The following is an 18,124-nucleotide window of genomic DNA, read 5'->3' as shown; positions in this document are numbered from 1 at the left end:
ATGTCAGAACTTAACAAAATTGCATTAAAAATACTATCTAATGGTAAAGGAATCCTTGCGGCAGACGAAAGTAATGGAACCATGACTAAAAGATTAGAATCTGTCAATGTACCTTCCACCCCAGAAAATAGACTTTTATTTAGAGAAACTCTCTTCTCATCAAGTGGGATGAAAGATTTTATTGGTGGTGTTATTTTGTATGATGAAACTATCAACCAAACATCGAACTTGAAGCAGACTATTCCAGAATTAATTTCTAAGTCTGGAGCAGTTCCAGGAATTAAAGTTGATACAGGTGCAAAAATTCTGGCAGGCTCTCATGAGGAAAAAATTACAGAAGGCCTGGATGGCTTAAGAGAAAGACTAAAGGACTACTATAAACTTGGAGCAAGATTTACAAAGTGGAGAGGTGTTTTTAATATTTCAGATAAATATCCAAGCAAATTGTCCATGCACTCCAATGCTCATGCACTTGCAAGATATTCGGCTTTAGTCCAAGAATGTGGAATGGTTCCAATTGTAGAACCTGAAGTTTTAATGGATGGAGATCATTCTGCCAAAACTTGTTTTAATAAAACTTCTGAAGTTATTAAAAAATGCTTTGAAGAATTAATAATTAATAAAATAGATTTAAGTGGTGTAATTTTAAAGCCTAATATGATTTTAGCAGGAACTGCTGCTGACAAAAAAATATCAAGTGAAGAAGTTGCAAAGCTTACCTTAAAATGCTTAAAAGAAAATGTACCAACTGATGTACCAGGAATTGCTTTTTTATCTGGTGGACAAACAGAAGTAGAAGCAACAGAAAATTTAAACTTAATTAATAAGCATAATGACACAAATTTTATTATGACTTATTCATATGGTAGAGCCTTACAACAAAGTGCACTTAAATTTTGGTCAAAAGACATTAATAATACTAGTGGTACTCAAAAAATCTTTAACCACAGAGCAAATATGTGCACGCTTGCAGCTCAAGGCAAATGGTCAAAAGAACTTGAAACAAAATAAAACAAATAAGAAGTTTGTTTATCTAATTTCTCCAAATAAAATACTTGATATAAATTTTTACGATGATTTAGCTCTAGTATTTAGTTCAAAAAAAATAAGTTTTTTTCAGCTAAGACTTAAAAAAGAAACAAATTTAAATAAGCTAATTATTGGAAAAAAAATTAGAAAAATTTGTAATAAGTATAAAGTTAAATTTTTAATCAACGACGACCCTCTACTTGCTAAAAAAATAAATGCAGACGGTTGTCATTTAGGTCAAAAAGATATGGACTTAATAAAAGCTAGAAAAATATTAAAGAACAAAATTATTGGTGTGACCTGTCATAATTCTATAAATCTAGCAAAGAGAGCAATTAAAGATGGTGCTGATTATTTAGCTTTTGGTGCATTTTATGCAACTAAAACTAAAAGAGTTAAATATAGAGCCAGTTTAACTGTATTAAAATCTATAAAAAAAATAACCTCCTTACCAATTGTAGCTATTGGAGGTATAAAGCTTAGTAATTATAAAAAACTTTTATTGAATAAAGCTAACTTTTTGGCTATTTCAGGCTACATTTGGAATAATAAAAAATACAAACCATTAGAAGCTATTAAAAAATTAAAATGAAATTATACGCAAGTGAAATTAGAGTTGGAATGTTAATTGAATACAAAAATGACCTTTGGCAAGTTTTAAAGACGCAACATGTAAAACCTGGAAAAGGTGGTGCTTTTGCCCAAGTTGAGATGAAAAGTGTTAACAAAAATACAAAATTAAATGAAAGATTTAGATCAAGTGAGTCTGTTGAAAAAGCTTCATTAGATGAAACAAAATTTAATTATCTTTATAGCGATGAAACTGATTATTATTTCATGGACCCAAAATCTTATGAACAAATAAATATTAAAAAAGAAACAATTGGAGAAAAAGGTAAAATGTTAACTGAAAACTTAGAAGTCAGTATAAGTTTTTATAATGAAAAACCTTTAACAGTTGAATTGCCCAATCAAGTAACGTGCACGATTGATACAACTGATGTTGCTTTAAAAGGGCAAACAGTTTCCTCTTCTTACAAACCCGCAACTTTAGATAATGGTGTAAATATTCAAGTCCCTCCATTTATTGAAAGCGGAGATAAAATCATAGTCGATACGAGAACTATGGAATATGTCAAAAAAATATAAATTATATGCAATCAATATCAGCCAATCTAAATGTCATGATAAAGGCTGCAGAAAAAGCGTCTAGAGCTTTAATTAGAGATTTTGGAGAAATAGAAAAACTACAAGTTTCAATCAAAGGGCCTACTGATTTTGTATCAAATGCTGATTTAAAAGCTGAGAAAATAATTATAGAAGAATTAAAAAAAGCAAGACCCTACTATTCTATTATTAGTGAAGAAGATGGTTCTGAAACTAATAAAGATAAAGAACATACATGGATAATTGATCCTATAGATGGCACTACTAATTTTTTACATGGCGTTCCTCACTTTGCAATTTCAATTGCTTTAAAATCTGGTGATGAAATAGTTTCAGGATTAATTTATGATCCAATAAAAGACGAAATGTTTTATGCTGAAAAAGAAAGTGGAGCGTTCTTTAACAATCAAAGAATTAGAGTATCCAAAAAAAGAGAGCTTAATAGCTGCTTGTTTGCTACAGGTGGTGTTTCAAAAAATCAAGTTGATTTGCCTTTAAGAAAATCTGGAAGTGCAGCACTTGATATTGCCTATGTTGCAGCTGGTAGGTATGATGGTTATTTTCAAAATGATCTAAATTTGTGGGATATAGCTGCTGGCATAATATTAGTAAAAGAGGCAGGTGGCTTAATTAATGAAATTGACCTCTCACAAAATAAAAACATCAAAATAAGAGCTTCTAGCATGGCAATTAATGACAAAATGCTTGAAAAATTAAAGAACTTTTAATTGTTTTATAAAATTCTTTTGCTATAAGTCTCGATATGAAAAAAGACATACACCCAAACTACCACACAATTAAAGTAGAAATGACTGATGGAACTCAATTTGAGACAAGATCAACTTGGGGAAAAGAAGGAGAGGTTTTAAAATTAGAAATCGATCCAAAATCTCACGCTGCTTGGACAGGTGGAAAACAAAAACTAATGGATAAGGGTCGTGTGAGCAAATTCAATAAAAAATTCCAAAATTTCAGATCAGAAAAGAAAGATTAAATGTCAAAAGTACCATTAATGCCAATGGCAACAGCTGTTTGGTTAGTAGAAAATACAACACTTACTTTCAAACAAATTTCGAAGTTTTGTAATTTACATGAAGTTGAAGTGCAAGGTATCGCGGATGGTGAAGTTGCAAAAGGAATAATGGCTTATAATCCAATTATATCAGGTCAACTTACTAGAGAAGAAATTGAACTAGCATCTAAAGATGAAAATAAAGAATTGCAAATAAAAAATACTGATATTGAAATTTCAACTGAAGATAAAAAAATTAAAAAATACATTCCTTTATCTAAAAGGCAAGATAAGCCAGATTCAGCTTTATGGTTAATCAAACATCATTCATTACTAAAAGATTCACAAATAGCAAAACTAGTTGGAATAACCAAGGCTTCAGTTACTGCAATTAAAAATAAAAGTTATTGGAATTATAACAATTTAAATCCTAAAGACCCTGTAGCATTGGGACTGTTTTCTCAAAAAGACCTGATTGATGCAATTGAAAAAGCCGAAAGAAGAATAAAAAGAGAAAAAAAGGAAAAAGAGAAAGCAAAGCTAACAAGAGAAGTTTCAAACATTGAATAATTTTAATAGACACCAAAATTATATGATGGTATTTAAACATTCTTAAAAAACATTTATGAAAATAGAAGTTAAAGATAACAATATTGAACAAGCTTTAAGAGTTTTAAAAAGAAAATTACAACGTGATGGTTTTTTTAAAGTAGTAAAATTAAAGAGTGTTTACGAAAAACCCTCTGAAAAGAAAAAAAGAATTCTACAAGAGAATATTAAAAGAGTTAAAAAGCTTAATAAACTTAAAAATAGAATTTAAATATACCGCGGGGTGGAGCAGTCTGGTAGCTCGTCAGGCTCATAACCTGAAGGTCGGCGGTTCAAATCCGTCCCCCGCAACCAAAAGTTATACTATTTAAAAAATAACCTAATCATTTCTAATAAAATTAAAAAACCATCCTTAAAAGCATTTACTTTTTTTATTCCTGCAATTCTTTTCTTTTCATAGGACGGAATTGAAAAATATTTCATTTTCTTTTTTTGCATTTTAATAGGAAATTCTACACAAAACCTAAAATCACTATTTATAACATTTAACTTTTTAAAAGACTCAGTATTACCCATGACAAAAGTGTATAAGATATCAGAAATTTTTAATGAAAAAAATATTCTACCTAATAAAGAAAAGAATTGATTACCTAAATAAGTAATAGTTGTGTCATCTTCACTAGAACCACCAAGAGAATACCTAGAAGTAAAAACAAAGTCATATTGATAGTTCAATTCTAACATTTCTGGCAAATCATTCTCATCAAATGATCCATCTGCATTATAAATACAAAAATATTTAGTCTTACATTCATTAATTCCTTCTATTAGAGCATTACCATAACCTTTTGCACTTTGTTTTAAAATCTGAACATTTTCATAATTGTTTATTGAGTTAATCGTCTCATGATCATTTTTATTCAGTGAAACTATGATGTTATAATTAAATTTTTTTAAACTATTTAAAACTATTGGCAAAGATTCACTTTCATTTTTTGCAGGTATGATTAGTGTTAAAATTTTATTTTTCATTTAAAAGTTTTGTATAAAATTGTAATAGTTATCTTTCAAGACATATAGCAAAAGAATAAAATAAAATATCCTTTAGGATGCTTAATATATTTGTAAAAAATTTTCTAGATAATAAACTTAGATTTTTTACTATCAATTAAAAACCCTTTAACAGTCTCTTTTGTAAGTTGATCAAACGTTTTTCCAAAATTTTCTATTTTTTCAATAGTTGCTGGTGGCACAGTAATAATATGACATTTCAATTGTTTTGCTTGTAAATAATTATAAGGTTCTCTAACACTTGCCCAAAGTATCTCTACGTTTTTAAACTTTTTTGCTAACGCTATACTTTTTTTAAATTCTGGAACTGGATCTTTACCAGTGTCACCCGCTCTACCTGCAAATATTGATATTATAACTTTAGTTTTTTTGTTAATTAATTTTAGAATTTTTTCTGTTTGTCTGGCGTTATATATTGCTGTAATGTTAAGTTTAATTTTCAAACTATTAAGTTCTTTAATAACTTTACCCATAAAAATACCTTTAGAATTAGCAACCGGCACTTTTACATAAACATTTTTTCCCCAAGTATTAATCTGAAGAGCTTGTTTTTTCATTTCTTTATATTCATCAGCAAATACCTCTAGTGAAACAGGTTTTTTGTTGCAAATTTTTAATATTTTCTTTGAATAAGATTTATAATCTTTAGCCCCTGCTTTTCTCATTAGGCTAGGATTAGTCGTAAAACCTTTAACAATTTTTTTCTTATTAAATTTTTTTATTTGATTTAATTCCGCAATGTCACAAAAAATTTTTGTTGTCATTAATCTTAAAGGTTTTTTGTTATATCTTCAGTCATCTTTTTTGCATCAGCAAATAACATTAAAGTATTTTCTTTATAAAACAGGTCATTATCAATTCCAGCATATCCAGGGGACAAACTTCTTTTTACAAATAATACAGACTTACATTTTTCAACATCTAATACTGGCATTCCATAAATTGGACTTTGTGGGTCAGTTTTCGCAACAGGATTTGTTACGTCATTAGCTCCAATAACAAATGCAACATCTGCATTAGCAAAATCATTATTAATTTCTTCAAGTTCAAAAACTTCATCATATGGAACATTAGCTTCAGCTAATAAAACGTTCATATGCCCTGGCATTCTTCCTGCAACAGGATGAATTGCATAAGTAACTTTAATGTCATTTTTCTTTAATGTATCAACCATCTCTCTTAGTGCGTGTTGTGCTTGAGCTACAGCCATTCCATAGCCTGGAACAATTATAACAGAAGAGGCATTTTTCATTAAGAAGGCTGCATCTTCAGCATTACCACTCTTAACAGGTTTTTGTTCTTTATTTCCAGATGATGCGGATTGTTCTGTTGCACCAAATCCTCCTAAAATTACATTAAAGAAAGAGCGGTTCATACCTTTGCACATTATGTAAGATAAAATTGCACCTGAAGATCCAACTAGAGCTCCTGTTATAATTAATGCAGTATTTTCTAAAGTAAAACCAATTCCTGCAGCAGCCCAACCAGAGTATGAATTTAACATTGAAATTACCACAGGCATATCTGCCCCTCCAATAGGGATAATTAATAAAAATCCTATTAAAAATGAAACAGCTATTAATATCCAAAAGAAATTAGAGGACTGGGATGAGCATAACAAGTAAGTTAAAATTATTATTGAGATTAACAATAAAGCATTAAGAAAATGCTGCCCTTTAAAAGTAATTGGTGAACCTGACATTATTCCTTGAAGTTTTAAAAAAGCAATTATTGAACCTGAAAATGTTATGGCACCAACTGCGGCTCCAATTGACATTTCAATTAAGCTTGCAAGTTTAATAGCACCTACTGATCCTAGATTAAATGCCTCCGGATTTAAGAAAGCTGAAATTGCAACAAAAACTGCTGATAGTCCAACTAAACTATGAAATCCTGCAACTAATTCTGGCATAGCTGTCATTGGTATTTTGTAAGCTATGAATGCCCCTATAAGTCCTCCAACCAGTAAAAAAATTAATACATAAATTAGTCCGCTTGAGAAATTTCCAATAGATAAAAAAGTAACAGCGATAGCTATCACCATTCCCAAGATTCCAAAAAAATTACCTTGTCTTGATGTTTCTGGTGATGAAAGACCTCTTAATGCTAAGATAAACAAAACTCCTGAAACTAAATAAAATATTGCTGATAAATTTGCTGACATAATTATTTATCTTTCTTCTTTTTTTTATACATTTGAAGCATCCTTTGGGTCACTAAAAATCCTCCAAATATATTAATCGCAGCAAGAGATATTGCTAAAAAACCAAGAATGTTTGAGATTGTAAAAACATTGTTCGCATTTCCAGCCAAACCTGCAATTATTGCGCCAACAATAATGACTGATGATATCGCATTAGTAACTGACATTAATGGTGTGTGTAAAGATGGGGTTACACTCCAAACCACATAATAACCAATAAAGATTGATAATATAAATATACTTAATCTAAATATAAAAGGGTCTATTTCCATAAATTTATTTAATTAAAGTTTTGTTAATTATTTCATCTTCTAGGTTAATATTAATTTTTTTATTTTCTTTATCATATAAATTAGCCACAAAATTAAATACATTTTTTGAATATAAGTTTGAAGACGAAACAGGAAGCTTATTTAGAATATTTGTTTCTCCCATAATCTTTACCCCATTTTTAACTACAGTTTTATCAACTTCAGTAAATTCTGCATTTCCACCCTGAACTGCTGCTAGATCATAAATAACTGAACCAGGCTGCATATTATCAATCATTGAGCCTTTAATAATTAATGGAGCTTTTTTGCCTGGAATTAAAGCAGTACATATTGCAATATCAATTTTCTTTAAAGTTTCAGCTAAAAGATCTTCTTGTTTTTTTTTAAATTCTTCAGACACTTCTTTTGCATAACCACCTTCTGTCTCAAGATTTTCAGACCCCTCAACAGTTAAAAATTTTCCGCCTAAACTTTCAACTTGTTCTTTCGATGCCATTCTAACATCTGTTGCAAAAACTATTGCACCCATTCTTTTAGCAGTTGCAATAGCTTGAAGACCGGCCACACCCGCACCAACCACCAATACTTTTGCTGCTGGAATAGTACCAGCTGCTGTCATCATCATGGGTATTGCTTTTTCAAAATTTGCAAACGACTCTATTACTGCTTTATAACCAGCAAGGTTAGCTTGAGAAGAAAGTATATCCATTGATTGGGCTCTAGTAATTCTTGGTAACATTTCTAAAGAAAAAACATTAATATTTTTTTTTGACAAATTCTCTACTTTTTCTTTATTAGCATAAGGATTGAATACTCCAATGAGCGTTTGGTTTTCTTTTAAATTCGAAAGATTTTCATCCGATAATAAGCCTAACTGAATAACAATATTAGCTTTACCTAACATTTCAGTTTCATTAGAAGAAATTTCAACACCTAACTCTTTGTAGTCACTATCCTTAAAACCTATATGCTCACCATATTTTTCAACTAAAGTAATTTCAAATCCAAGAGCTATATATTTTTTTGCAATTTCAGGAGTGATTGCAATTCTTTTCTCGATATTTTGATTTTCTAAAATTGAAATTATTCTCATAAGAGAACTCTATAGCAAGAATATTGCCATTAAAACTAAAACACTTATAACAGCGACAGTTCCCCACAACACAAATTTAGTGAAATTATTCCAGGTATTCTTATGGTCTTGATTATCCATAAAAACTACTTCTGTCTTGCTTTAAACTTTGGATTTGTTTTGTTAATTATGTAAACTCTTCCTCTTCTTCTAACTAATTTAGAATTAAGGTCTCTTTTTTTAAGTGATTTTAATGAGCTTTTAATTTTCATAATATTTTTTATAGCCGGCAATGTCCTACTCTTCCGTGTCTTAAGACAAAGTACCATTGGCGCTGAAGGGCTTGACTTCCGAGTTCGGAATGGGATCGGGTATTACCCCTTCGCAATAATCACCGGCGGTAGTGTTATACATAATTAAGAAAGATTGTAAACAATGAAATAGTTTATTTTTTAAGGTTTTTTTTGAAGTTTTGTATATAGTTTTTAAGCTCTATTCTTCCAAAAATTTTGTAAACTTTATTCGAGAGGTTCATGTTTGTTAAAGCAGATGCGTATCTCTCTCCATCTCTTGCAGGTAAAATCTTAATCTTTGAGCCAAATAATTTAGCGACTTCTAAAATCGTATAATTTTTCTTACTTGAAATACTGTAATGACGACATTTATTTTTTTTCCAAGCATCAAAGCAGACCTTAACTGTGTCCTGAATATGGGTAAATCTTCTGGATTGTGTTCCAGGTTTTACAACAGTTAAAGGTTTTTTATTTTTATATGCTTCTTCAAATATCCCTATGACAGTTGCCATTTTACCTTTTGATATTTGACTGGGTCCGTAAACGTTATAAAAATATATTATTTCATATTTCATTTTAAACCATTTTTTTAAATTTTCTAATAATTCTAAATTAATTGATTTTGTAAATGCATAAGGTGATAAATCCTTATCTCTTCCCTTGTTGCCTAGACTAGCTGATGTAGCAGAATATATTAATTTAATCTTATTATTTAAACAAAAATTAAAAATAGCATGAGAGCCTACAGTATTAGAATTTATGCACTCACCCATATTTAAAAAGCTTTGATATATTCTGGAAAATTCACCAAAATGAAAAATTACATTAATTTTTTTTTTTTTTGAATTAAGTATTGTTGAAATATCTTTGGTATTACCTTTTATATAATTTATTTTTTTATCTTTAATATGGTTTCTTTTTGAACCTGAGGAATAGTTATCTATACTTATAATTTTATACTTTGAGTTTTTTAATAAAAAGGAGATGAGGTTTGTACCAACAAAGCCTGCTCCTCCAGTAACAACTATAATATTTTTCATATATTTTATTTTTTATCTAAATATGATTTATACGTTTTTAAAATTTGTGTTTTCAAATTATGATTTGGTTTCCACCCATATTTTTTAGCTAGAGAAATATCGAGAACTTTTCGAGGTGTTCCATTCGGTTTTGATAAGTCATATTTAATGCTAATTTTTTTATTTGGGGCAATGGTATTCAAAAATAATTTTGTAAAATCTTTTATAGAAGAATCTTTTCCACTGCCAATATTAATCATGGGGTGCTTTATTTTCTTATCCATAAAATAAACACACGCTCTAGCCAATTCATCCACATAAAGTATTTCTCTTTTGACTTTTCCATTACCCCACACAACTATATAATTTTTATTTTTTATTTTAGCTTCATGAATTTTTTTAATTAAAGATGGTACAAAATGTGAATTTAATGAATGGTAATTATCATTAGGTCCAAATGTATTTGTTGGCATCAAACATTTGTAGTTTGTTTTATATTGTTCATTATAACTTTGGCACATTTTTATTCCTGCTATTTTAGCAATTGCATAAGCATCATTAGTTTCTTCTAATTTGCCGCTTAATAAATACTCTTCTTTAATTGGCTGTTTGCATTCCTTTGGATAAATACAACTTGAACCTAAGAAAAGTAGGTTTTTTATCTTGCACAGGTAAGCCGAATGAATTAAATTTGACTGGATCATCAAATTTTCATATATGAATTCTGCTTTATATTTGTTATTTGAATAAATACCCCCTACTTTAGCCGCTGCTATAATAATAAAATCTGGTTTTTCTTTTCTTAAAAATTTTAAAACTTTTTGCTGGTTGGTTAATTCTAGTTTGTTTCTTGTAGCTGTAATGATTTTATTGAATTTTTTTTTTTTTAATTCTCTGATAATCGCACTTCCAACCAAACCATTATGTCCAGCAACAAAAATCTTAGAATTATGATTCATGTTTTTCTAAAATCTTTAATTCAGAGTTGACCATATCTCTAACTAATTCTTGAATGCTCGTTTTTGCTGTCCAATTTAATTCTTTTTTTGCTTTTTTAGAATTTCCAAGCAGGGTGTCGACTTCTAATGGCCTGTAATATTCTTCATCACAAGCAACTATACATTTACCATCTAATGTATAGCATTTTGAACTTATTCCCTTACCTTTCCATATGAATTTAATTTTAAGCTCTTTTAAAACTAAATTTACAAATTGTTTTACAGAAAATTGTTTTCCAGTTGCTATAATATAATCATCTGGAGTTTTTTTTTGTAACATTTTCCACATTGCCACAACATAGTCTCTGGCATGACCCCAATCACGTTTCGCTTCTAAATTTCCTAAGTATAGTCTATCCTGCAAATTATTTTTTATCTTACAAAGAGCAATTACAATTTTTCTAGTAACAAATGTTTCGCCTCTTCTTGGGCTTTCATGATTGAATAAAATTCCGTTGCATGCAAAAATATTATATGCTTCTCTATAATTTATCGTTATCCAATGAGCATAAACTTTAGCCACACCATAAGGGCTTCTTGGATAAAATGGTGTACTTTCACTTTGTGGAATTTCTTGAACTTTTCCAAACATTTCAGATGTACCGGCTTGATAAAATTTGGTTATCTTTTCAAAACCATGAAATTTAATTGCCTCTAAAATTCTTAGAGCACCTATAGCATCTGCATTTGCAGTATATTCAGGAACTTCAAAAGATACTGCCACATGAGATTGAGCAGCTAAATTATATACTTCATTTGGTCTAATTTTTTTAATTAATGTTGATACAGATATTGCATCCGTAACATCACCATAATGTAAGAAAAAATTTCTTTTATTATCAAATGGATCCTGATAAATATGATCTATTCTTCCAGTATTGAATGATGAAGATCTTCTTTTAACACCATGAACTAAGTAGCCTTTTTTAATTAAAAACTCTGATAGATAAGATCCATCTTGTCCTGTAACACCAAAAATAAGGGCAATTTTTTTTTTCATGAATAGTTTTTATATTGTTTTTTTTTATATATATAGTCAAAAGATTTTCTCAATGGCATTTTTATTTTAAAAACACTTTTAAAATCATTTTTTAATAGAAAATTATGTATTTCAGAAAATTTATAATTTTTTTTAATCATATTATCATAATGATGTTCAAAATAAATAAAGTTTATAATTTTAATTTTTTCTCCAAGTCCTTTTAGAACCTCTAATTCATAGCCCTCTGTGTCAATTTTTAATATATCTATTTTTATTAGTTTTCTTTTTTTAATAAACTGCGAAAGTTTAATTTGAGAAACATAATTTTTTTTTATATTTAATTTTTTTTTAAAAAAGAAAGATAATATTTTACTTTTTCTTTTAAAATATGAAGATTTTTGATCAATCAAATTAAATGTCGAAGAATTACTATCTGGTAATTCATAAAAAATTTTTGTATCAACTGAATTACCAACACCAAAATTAAATATCTCGATATTAGTCTCTTTGTATATATTTTTTATTCTATCAATATTAGTTTCAAGGGCTTGATAGGTATTTTTGCTCGCTTCAAATGAATAAACATTTTTAATTTTAAAATTTTTTAAAAAACTGGATATAGTTTCCCCCTTATGCGCACCAACATCTATTAAAACATCATATTTAGAATTTGAATTATTTTTAAAAAAGGTAATTATTTTTTTTTGGTAAAAAAAATCAATAATCTTTATAATTAAATTAAATAAATTACCCATTATTTTTCCCTATGATAGATATAGCTTTTATTTAAAAACTTAACTTTTATATAATTATCTGATGTGCATGAATTTAAATCTTTTTCGATGTGACATTTATTAAGGTTTTTGATTTTATCAGCAATTTTAAAGTTTTGCTGATAATCCCAATAAAAAGCATTAACAAGAATATTGTAATTATACGCATGATACTCTTTATTTATTCTTGAAATATTCCTAGATAGAAAAATTACTATTGTTAAAAAAATTATAAAATATATTTTCTTTTTTAATAATTTTGAATCAGTAGAGTATTTACTCAAATAAATAGAAAGTGGAATAAATAATAATAAAGCTATTAAATGATAGCCGCCATATCTTAATGTTGGTAATAAATAGAACCATTCCAACGTTAAAAAAATAATAATTAAATATAATAACCAAAATTTAGTTTTTTTAGATTTATTAGTTTTTTTTGAAAAAAAAGTTAACCAGACCACTAGGCATAAAAAAGATAAACCTAACAAGAAATCAGAAACTTTATTAAAAAAATACATATCTATCCAGTTAGAAACCCAATTAAAATTTTTAATATATATCTCTGGGTTTTCTACGCGAAAGTTCGGATTTGCACCTGCTTTAGCCCATTGTTGATACCAATTATTCATTTGTTCAACTTCACTTATTGGAATAGACCAACTAAAATTATCAAAACAAGTCAGCTTTACCGGATATAATAAGCAACCACTATTAAAAAAATTAACAATTAATAAAGACATAATCATGAACAAACACAAATATGTGATTTTATTTTTAAAGAAAAATATTAAAGAAACTTTATTTTTATTAAAATAGAAAATTAAAGGAATAAGCAACAATACATATAAAACATAAAATGTTTTTAAAGAAACAATAAGTGTTATAAAAATAAAAAGCTTTAAAAATGAGTTTTTATGAACAATTTTTGTTTTATTTGTTAAATAAAGTAATTCAATAATTATAATTATGATTAATATCATTGCAGAACGATCAGTGCCGTGTTCGCCTAGTCGTACAAAAAATACATTTATAAAGGCAAAAGAAAGCAGTGATAAATACAATATATATGAGGACTTCTTTCCCTCAAGATAAGGCAATATTTTATTGTATAAAATAATATTAGCAAAACCCATAAAAAAAACAGGTGATAGATGTAACAAAAAATAATTAGAATAAGGCAAGTTAAATAAGGAAGACAAATAAAAAATTGATGAATGGGTTCTAAATCCATGATTAAAATTTCCTAATCCGATCATATTTGAATATTCGGTTAATAAATGTGTGTAAGGAAAATGATAATATGGGAAATCATCGTGATTTTTTGCTAAAAGAATGAATATAGTTAAAATAAAAAAAACAATTAATAATTTTTTTATATTATTCTTAAGAATATTTTTTTCTTTATTTATTAAAATGTTTATTAAGCCAATTAAAAGAATGATCGAGTTAAATAATTCAGTATGGGGTATAAAAAAACTTGAAATATATGAAAAGAGTATAAGAATAAAAATTCCATAAACCCCCAAATAACCAATATCATTCTCAGAAGAATTGAGAAAAACCTGGTTAAATAGGATTCCATAACCAACTAAGGAAAATGTAATCAGCCAGTAATAAATCAGTAAAATTATAAGTGAGTGCATAATAATTACTAATTATTTCATTATTTTATTTGATAACCAAACAGTGACTTTTGTTAAATAAAAATCATAATTTTTTTTATATTTAATTTCATTCTCTTTGTATATGTCAAAAATAAAATAATGTGCTTGTAATCGTTTTTTCCACCAATTAATGGAAAATTTTTTAATTTTTGACATAACTCCATCATATACTTTTTGATATACTGTAAGATTTAAATTTGTAACCAAAAAATTTTTATAAATCATTTTAGATAAACTTGTAATTATAAAGTCAATTTCTAAAAGTGGATACTTTTGAATTTTTTTATTTTCAAAAATCTTTTGTAAAAAAGTTTTTTTTATACTTATTGAGCTAGTTGGGTGTGTTGTTGGCCAAATATGTTTGTTAAATTTTTTTTTCATTTTAAAATGGCTAAAAATATCATTATTTAATATTTTAGGTTTATCAAAAATTACAGTCACTTCAGAATTATTTAAAAAAAGTTTATTTACTTCTTCAAGTTTATTGTTTTCAAAATAATCATCTGCATCAAGAAAACAAATAATTTCTCCTGAAGAAATAATAAGTGCTTTATTTATAACATCCATCTGATTAACTGGGGAATATTTACTAATTTTTGGTTCACTTCTAATGATAATGTGTTCTCTATATTTTTTTAAGATAGATTCTGTTTTATCTGTTGACTCATTATCAATTAAAATAACTTCATAGTCTTTGTATTTTTGATTGAGGCATGATAATATACATCTCTCTAAATAATTATCCTTATTATAGCTTGAGATAAGTATCGAAATTTTCATTTTAATTATATCAAAATTTAATTATGGCCCATTTCATTTAAAACCATAAAGCTTTGGACGTATTTAGAAAATTTTTGATTTCTAAGGTTAAAATTTAAATTATACATTTTTTGTCTTACATAATCACTATCATCTAATAAATATTTAAATTCTAAAATATTATTATCTATGTTGGCTAGATTTTTAAAAAAGTTACCTTCAAAACTTTGATGGATCTTTATATTTTCATCAAAAGTAATTCTCAGCTTTTTTTTATTATCTATATAATAGTCTCTACTGTATGAGACGGTTAAAACCTGAACTAGATTTAGAGTTGTGATTTTAAATATTGAATTATCAAACTCTTTTGATTTAAGAAAGATATTAAGATCTTCTTGGTTTTTAAATTTGCCTAAACTAATTTTAGTTTTTTGTGTTGCTTGATTAATTTTTTTTTTTTTTCAAAAAAAACTTCAGAATTATTAATATCATCATACCATCTTACTCGGTATTTATCTCTATTAGAAAATCCATTGATATTATCCCACAAACAATTTAGATCTATTGTGTCATAATATATTGAACTAACTCTTCTTTTGTAATAAATTTTTTTAAAAAAACCTTCAATTTTAAGAGTTTCTATTTTCTTATTATCCCCAGGTAAAAATACAAATTTTTTTTCTAATCTTTGTTCCATATTAATAAAGTATTGAATTAATATAGGTATTACTATGTTTTCCTAAAACTATTTGATTATCTATTGTCAATTTTGAATTTTTAGATTGAAGTATTTTTTTAGTTTTCTTATTAAAGTTTTTAATTTTTACAGTTGGATTTTCATATTCATTTTTTTTATTAAATAATGCTAAATCATATTCATTATTTACTGATTCTATATTCTCAAGATATGCAATGGATCCATCTTTAACTGCTACTCCTGTCCTGCTATTTTTCATCACTAAATTTTTAATATCAACATTAGAATTTTCACCAATACTCAAACCTTTATCATAAGATTTATCTATAATTAATTTAATTCCTTTTGTTTTTGCGCCAGAAATATCTAAACAATCATTTCTAATATTTAAACAATTAATTGTATTGAAATTTACTGACCCAAAATCAATATCTATAGCATCGGACTCAATATTTTCTAAAAAAATATTTTTTAATAATGTATTAGAGTTAATCAAGTTTATTGCGTCTTCACTTTTTGAATCTTTTATCAAAATATTTTCTAAAACAGCATTGCTGTTTATAAAGTTTAGTCCTCCATATAAAATGTATTGATTAAGTTTTGGATAACCTAGATTTTCTATATTCGTATGTTTAATTATGACGTTATTATTTTCAAATATTATTGACCCTGATCCATCTGATTTAATATATATTTTGCTATCACTTAATCCTTCAAATTTAATGTTACCTTGAATAAATAATATAGCACCATTATTTAACTGAAGATTAAGATTATTTTTTATTAAAAAATTTTGGTTTTTAGCAATATATGTATTTTTATTTATTTCTAAATTTCTAGAAATTTCAAAGTCGCTTTGTGATATCGCCTCTACACTTGAGTGATTACTAAGAATTTCAAAATCTTTGGCTATATCAAGAATTACATTTTTTGACATAGTTATGTCTTCATTTAAAATGTAAGGTTTATTTTCATCTTTATCTATTATAATTTCTGTGCACCCATTTTTCCAATCAATCATCATATTTCCAGCTAAATAATAAATTTTATTTATTTTATCATTACAATTTCTTGCAATTATTTTTACTGGGAAATTTGAATAATTGTCTTTAAAATTTAATCTGTTGTTTTCTAATGAGATCTTATAATTATTTAAATTTATTGAATTGATTCTATTCTTTATCAATTTGGCTCTCTGATAAAGAATTTGATCATCATATAAATAGGGACCTAGTCCTTTCCATAATATCTTGTCAACTTTCGAAGTTTCTGAGTATATTGCCAGATTAAACTCATTTAATTCATTTTGAATTTCTTTTAAGAATTCATTAATAAATTCTTCATTTGAATATAAGTTTAGATAATGAATATATTTTTCTAAAAATTCAGAATTTAATTCTCCATTTTGTAATTTAAAAAATTTAAAATACCAACTTTTTTCATTACAAATATAAATACAATTAGATTTATTCTCTTGCAGAAAATCTGCTAAAATAAAATTTGAAAAATTTCCAGCACCTAAGTGTGCATCGTAACCAATTGGTTCAAATTTTGATGTCGTTGGGTTAAAATAAAGTCTAACGCTTTTAGACAACGACCCATGATAAGCACCGAGCATATCAATAACAGCAAAATAACTTGCCCATCTATCTATGTCAAAATAATTTGATATGTTTAAATTATCATTGTCTTTAACTTTATTTAATATTGAAAAAGCTACTTTTGAGAGTTCTAACTGTTGTTCTATCCAATATTTACTTGAGTATAATTCATAATTAACATTTGGATAGTATTCACCTATATCTTCATTTAAGCTAAATATTGGACCATTTCTTTTTTTTTGTCTCTCTAATAATTCTTTAGAAAAACTTTCTTCAACAGCATAAACGCCTCTGTTATCATCATTAAAATAAAGGTTTATCGGGAAATATTTAAGATATAGGTTATCAGTCTTTTTTAAAAATTTGTGAAACAAAAATTCATATGCATAATTTTTGGTAATTGGTTTCTGAACGGCAAACTCCTCCATACCCCAAAGTCTATTATTACCAATAAGATCAATTTTATATGAAGATGTTTTATTATTTTGCCAATGAATTGGTCTGACACCTTTTATTCTTATTTTAGCTTTAATTTTTTTTTTATTGTATTGAATCTGCACATCATACATATTGTTATATTTAGACGGTAAAATTCCACCATTTTTATTTTTTAATTGTCTCTGCTTTTCAATTTGTAAAATTGTTTTTTGATTAACTTTAAGATTTAGCTTTTCAAGCTCAGGTTTAATAAACAAATATTTTATTTTAATTTTAACTAAATCAATATATTCATTTTTTTTTAAAATATTAACACCTAAATAACGATCAAGAATTTTTTCGTTTACTTTTGTAATAAAAATTTTAAGACTGTATGTTTTACTTAAACCACTTGAAAAATAATAAATAAAAACTGATATTATTAAAACAAAAGATATAGAGCCTAATCCAAATAAAAATTTACTAAATAAAGATTTTATAAAAAGTAAATATCTATAATTAAAAAAATTTTTTTTTATTAACAAG

At 26.8% G+C, this 18,124-nt stretch carries 23 protein-coding genes, 1 tRNA gene and 1 rRNA gene; 8 read left to right on the top strand and 17 right to left on the bottom strand.

What is annotated here, in order from left to right; all coding sequences use genetic code 11:
* The 8 genes from AC5SLN_RS00985 (at position 1) to AC5SLN_RS00950 (ending at position 4,111) form a co-directional block, all read left to right on the top strand.
* On the top strand, positions 1-1,011 hold the full coding sequence (locus AC5SLN_RS00985; RefSeq protein ID WP_494593682.1) for a class I fructose-bisphosphate aldolase: 1,011 nt from the start codon (positions 1-3) through the stop codon (positions 1,009-1,011).
* Positions 998-1,621, top strand: a complete 624-nt coding sequence (thiE, locus tag AC5SLN_RS00980) for a thiamine phosphate synthase (protein WP_494593680.1) — start codon at positions 998-1,000, stop codon at positions 1,619-1,621. The genes AC5SLN_RS00985 and thiE overlap by 14 nt, the downstream gene beginning before the upstream one ends.
* Entirely contained in the window at positions 1,618-2,178 is a 561-nt protein-coding gene (gene efp / locus AC5SLN_RS00975) for an elongation factor P (RefSeq protein ID WP_271564967.1), read from the top strand. The genes thiE and efp overlap by 4 nt, the downstream gene beginning before the upstream one ends.
* Positions 2,179-2,183: 5 nt before the next feature.
* Positions 2,184-2,924, top strand: a complete 741-nt coding sequence (locus AC5SLN_RS00970) for an inositol monophosphatase family protein (protein ID WP_018413867.1) — start codon at positions 2,184-2,186, stop codon at positions 2,922-2,924.
* Between the two features lie 35 nt (positions 2,925-2,959).
* Positions 2,960-3,190, top strand: coding sequence for a 50S ribosomal protein L31 (gene rpmE / locus AC5SLN_RS00965; protein ID WP_271512504.1), 231 nt, complete (start codon positions 2,960-2,962; stop codon positions 3,188-3,190).
* Entirely contained in the window at positions 3,191-3,778 is a 588-nt protein-coding gene (locus AC5SLN_RS00960) for a cell cycle transcriptional regulator TrcR (protein WP_494593677.1), read from the top strand.
* Positions 3,779-3,833: 55 nt separating this feature from the next.
* A complete protein-coding gene (gene rpsU / locus AC5SLN_RS00955) occupies positions 3,834-4,028 on the top strand; it encodes a 30S ribosomal protein S21 (RefSeq protein WP_006997326.1) in 195 nt (64 codons plus the stop codon).
* A gap of 6 nt (positions 4,029-4,034) precedes the next feature.
* Positions 4,035-4,111 (top strand) — tRNA-Met (locus AC5SLN_RS00950).
* A gap of 9 nt (positions 4,112-4,120) precedes the next feature.
* Here AC5SLN_RS00950 and AC5SLN_RS00945 read toward each other — a convergent pair.
* From AC5SLN_RS00945 to AC5SLN_RS00865, 17 genes are all read right to left on the bottom strand, one after another.
* Positions 4,121-4,789: a glycosyltransferase family 2 protein gene (locus AC5SLN_RS00945; RefSeq protein ID WP_494593675.1), complete on the bottom strand. Its 669-nt coding sequence runs from the start codon at positions 4,787-4,789 to the stop codon at positions 4,121-4,123.
* A 104-nt stretch (positions 4,790-4,893) separates the two neighbouring features.
* Entirely contained in the window at positions 4,894-5,592 is a 699-nt protein-coding gene (locus AC5SLN_RS00940; RefSeq protein ID WP_494593673.1) for a transaldolase family protein, read from the bottom strand.
* A 5-nt stretch (positions 5,593-5,597) separates the two neighbouring features.
* Complete coding sequence (locus tag AC5SLN_RS00935; RefSeq protein ID WP_494593671.1) at positions 5,598-6,992, bottom strand: NAD(P)(+) transhydrogenase (Re/Si-specific) subunit beta; 1,395 nt, start codon at positions 6,990-6,992, stop codon at positions 5,598-5,600.
* Between the two features lie 2 nt (positions 6,993-6,994).
* Positions 6,995-7,303, bottom strand: a complete 309-nt coding sequence (locus AC5SLN_RS00930) for a proton-translocating transhydrogenase family protein (RefSeq protein ID WP_494593670.1) — start codon at positions 7,301-7,303, stop codon at positions 6,995-6,997.
* 4 nt (positions 7,304-7,307) lie between these two features.
* Positions 7,308-8,396 (bottom strand): Re/Si-specific NAD(P)(+) transhydrogenase subunit alpha, encoded by a 1,089-nt coding sequence (locus AC5SLN_RS00925; protein ID WP_494593668.1) that lies wholly within the window; start codon positions 8,394-8,396, stop codon positions 7,308-7,310.
* Positions 8,397-8,405: 9 nt separating this feature from the next.
* Positions 8,406-8,516, bottom strand: coding sequence for an aa3-type cytochrome c oxidase subunit IV (locus AC5SLN_RS00920; protein WP_494593666.1), 111 nt, complete (start codon positions 8,514-8,516; stop codon positions 8,406-8,408).
* A gap of 5 nt (positions 8,517-8,521) precedes the next feature.
* Positions 8,522-8,647: a type B 50S ribosomal protein L36 gene (gene ykgO / locus AC5SLN_RS00915; protein ID WP_006997331.1), complete on the bottom strand. Its 126-nt coding sequence runs from the start codon at positions 8,645-8,647 to the stop codon at positions 8,522-8,524.
* A gap of 12 nt (positions 8,648-8,659) precedes the next feature.
* A 5S ribosomal RNA gene (gene rrf / locus AC5SLN_RS00910) occupies positions 8,660-8,774 on the bottom strand.
* Positions 8,775-8,820: 46 nt separating this feature from the next.
* Positions 8,821-9,708 (bottom strand): NAD-dependent epimerase/dehydratase family protein, encoded by an 888-nt coding sequence (locus AC5SLN_RS00905; RefSeq protein ID WP_494593665.1) that lies wholly within the window; start codon positions 9,706-9,708, stop codon positions 8,821-8,823.
* A gap of 5 nt (positions 9,709-9,713) precedes the next feature.
* Entirely contained in the window at positions 9,714-10,646 is a 933-nt protein-coding gene (locus AC5SLN_RS00900; RefSeq protein WP_494593663.1) for a GDP-L-fucose synthase family protein, read from the bottom strand.
* Positions 10,636-11,685 carry a GDP-mannose 4,6-dehydratase gene (gmd, locus tag AC5SLN_RS00895; RefSeq protein ID WP_494593661.1) on the bottom strand — a complete coding sequence of 350 codons (1,050 nt, stop codon included), beginning with the start codon at positions 11,683-11,685 and terminating at the stop codon, positions 10,636-10,638. Before gmd ends, AC5SLN_RS00900 begins: the two co-directional genes overlap by 11 nt.
* Positions 11,682-12,422 (bottom strand): FkbM family methyltransferase, encoded by a 741-nt coding sequence (locus AC5SLN_RS00890; RefSeq protein WP_494593659.1) that lies wholly within the window; start codon positions 12,420-12,422, stop codon positions 11,682-11,684. The genes gmd and AC5SLN_RS00890 overlap by 4 nt, the downstream gene beginning before the upstream one ends.
* Complete coding sequence (locus tag AC5SLN_RS00885) at positions 12,422-14,083, bottom strand: DUF8201 family protein (RefSeq protein ID WP_494593657.1); 1,662 nt, start codon at positions 14,081-14,083, stop codon at positions 12,422-12,424. The genes AC5SLN_RS00890 and AC5SLN_RS00885 overlap by 1 nt, the downstream gene beginning before the upstream one ends.
* 12 nt (positions 14,084-14,095) lie before the next feature.
* Complete coding sequence (locus tag AC5SLN_RS00880) at positions 14,096-14,884, bottom strand: glycosyltransferase (protein ID WP_494593655.1); 789 nt, start codon at positions 14,882-14,884, stop codon at positions 14,096-14,098.
* Between the two features lie 17 nt (positions 14,885-14,901).
* The gene (locus AC5SLN_RS00875; RefSeq protein WP_494594191.1) at positions 14,902-15,246 is read right to left on the bottom strand and encodes a VTC domain-containing protein; all 345 of its coding nucleotides are present in this window, start codon (positions 15,244-15,246) and stop codon (positions 14,902-14,904) included.
* A 29-nt stretch (positions 15,247-15,275) separates the two neighbouring features.
* Positions 15,276-15,560, bottom strand: a complete 285-nt coding sequence (locus AC5SLN_RS00870) for a VTC domain-containing protein (protein ID WP_494593653.1) — start codon at positions 15,558-15,560, stop codon at positions 15,276-15,278.
* A gap of 1 nt (position 15,561) precedes the next feature.
* On the bottom strand, positions 15,562-18,123 hold the full coding sequence (locus AC5SLN_RS00865) for a CotH family protein (RefSeq protein ID WP_494593651.1): 2,562 nt from the start codon (positions 18,121-18,123) through the stop codon (positions 15,562-15,564).
* Between the last annotated feature and the right edge of the window lies 1 nt (position 18,124).

Source organism: Candidatus Pelagibacter sp. PS_31 (genome assembly GCF_059417865.1).
Note: the sequence above shows the minus strand (reverse complement) of the source record. Positions and strands in the feature narration are given on the sequence as shown.

Bases quoted from the DNA above. Each gene is read 5' to 3' on its own strand.
- AC5SLN_RS00880 (WP_494593655.1), bottom strand. From the start codon at position 14,884: ATGAAAATTTCGATACTTATCTCAAGCTATAATAAGGATAATTATTTA.
- AC5SLN_RS00905 (WP_494593665.1), bottom strand. From the start codon at position 9,708: ATGAAAAATATTATAGTTGTTACTGGAGGAGCAGGCTTTGTTGGTACA.
- AC5SLN_RS00985 (WP_494593682.1), top strand. From the start codon at position 1: ATGTCAGAACTTAACAAAATTGCATTAAAAATACTATCTAATGGTAAA.
- AC5SLN_RS00935 (WP_494593671.1), bottom strand. From the start codon at position 6,992: ATGTCAGCAAATTTATCAGCAATATTTTATTTAGTTTCAGGAGTTTTG.
- AC5SLN_RS00925 (WP_494593668.1), bottom strand. From the start codon at position 8,396: ATGAGAATAATTTCAATTTTAGAAAATCAAAATATCGAGAAAAGAATT.
- AC5SLN_RS00945 (WP_494593675.1), bottom strand. From the start codon at position 4,789: ATGAAAAATAAAATTTTAACACTAATCATACCTGCAAAAAATGAAAGT.
- AC5SLN_RS00885 (WP_494593657.1), bottom strand. From the start codon at position 14,083: ATGCACTCACTTATAATTTTACTGATTTATTACTGGCTGATTACATTT.
- AC5SLN_RS00930 (WP_494593670.1), bottom strand. From the start codon at position 7,303: ATGGAAATAGACCCTTTTATATTTAGATTAAGTATATTTATATTATCA.
- rpmE (WP_271512504.1), top strand. From the start codon at position 2,960: ATGAAAAAAGACATACACCCAAACTACCACACAATTAAAGTAGAAATG.
- efp (WP_271564967.1), top strand. From the start codon at position 1,618: ATGAAATTATACGCAAGTGAAATTAGAGTTGGAATGTTAATTGAATAC.
- AC5SLN_RS00890 (WP_494593659.1), bottom strand. From the start codon at position 12,422: ATGGGTAATTTATTTAATTTAATTATAAAGATTATTGATTTTTTTTAC.
- ykgO (WP_006997331.1), bottom strand. From the start codon at position 8,647: ATGAAAATTAAAAGCTCATTAAAATCACTTAAAAAAAGAGACCTTAAT.
- AC5SLN_RS00940 (WP_494593673.1), bottom strand. From the start codon at position 5,592: ATGACAACAAAAATTTTTTGTGACATTGCGGAATTAAATCAAATAAAA.
- rpsU (WP_006997326.1), top strand. From the start codon at position 3,834: ATGAAAATAGAAGTTAAAGATAACAATATTGAACAAGCTTTAAGAGTT.
- AC5SLN_RS00900 (WP_494593663.1), bottom strand. From the start codon at position 10,646: ATGAATCATAATTCTAAGATTTTTGTTGCTGGACATAATGGTTTGGTT.
- AC5SLN_RS00870 (WP_494593653.1), bottom strand. From the start codon at position 15,560: ATGGAACAAAGATTAGAAAAAAAATTTGTATTTTTACCTGGGGATAAT.
- AC5SLN_RS00960 (WP_494593677.1), top strand. From the start codon at position 3,191: ATGTCAAAAGTACCATTAATGCCAATGGCAACAGCTGTTTGGTTAGTA.
- AC5SLN_RS00970 (WP_018413867.1), top strand. From the start codon at position 2,184: ATGCAATCAATATCAGCCAATCTAAATGTCATGATAAAGGCTGCAGAA.
- gmd (WP_494593661.1), bottom strand. From the start codon at position 11,685: ATGAAAAAAAAAATTGCCCTTATTTTTGGTGTTACAGGACAAGATGGA.
- AC5SLN_RS00920 (WP_494593666.1), bottom strand. From the start codon at position 8,516: ATGGATAATCAAGACCATAAGAATACCTGGAATAATTTCACTAAATTT.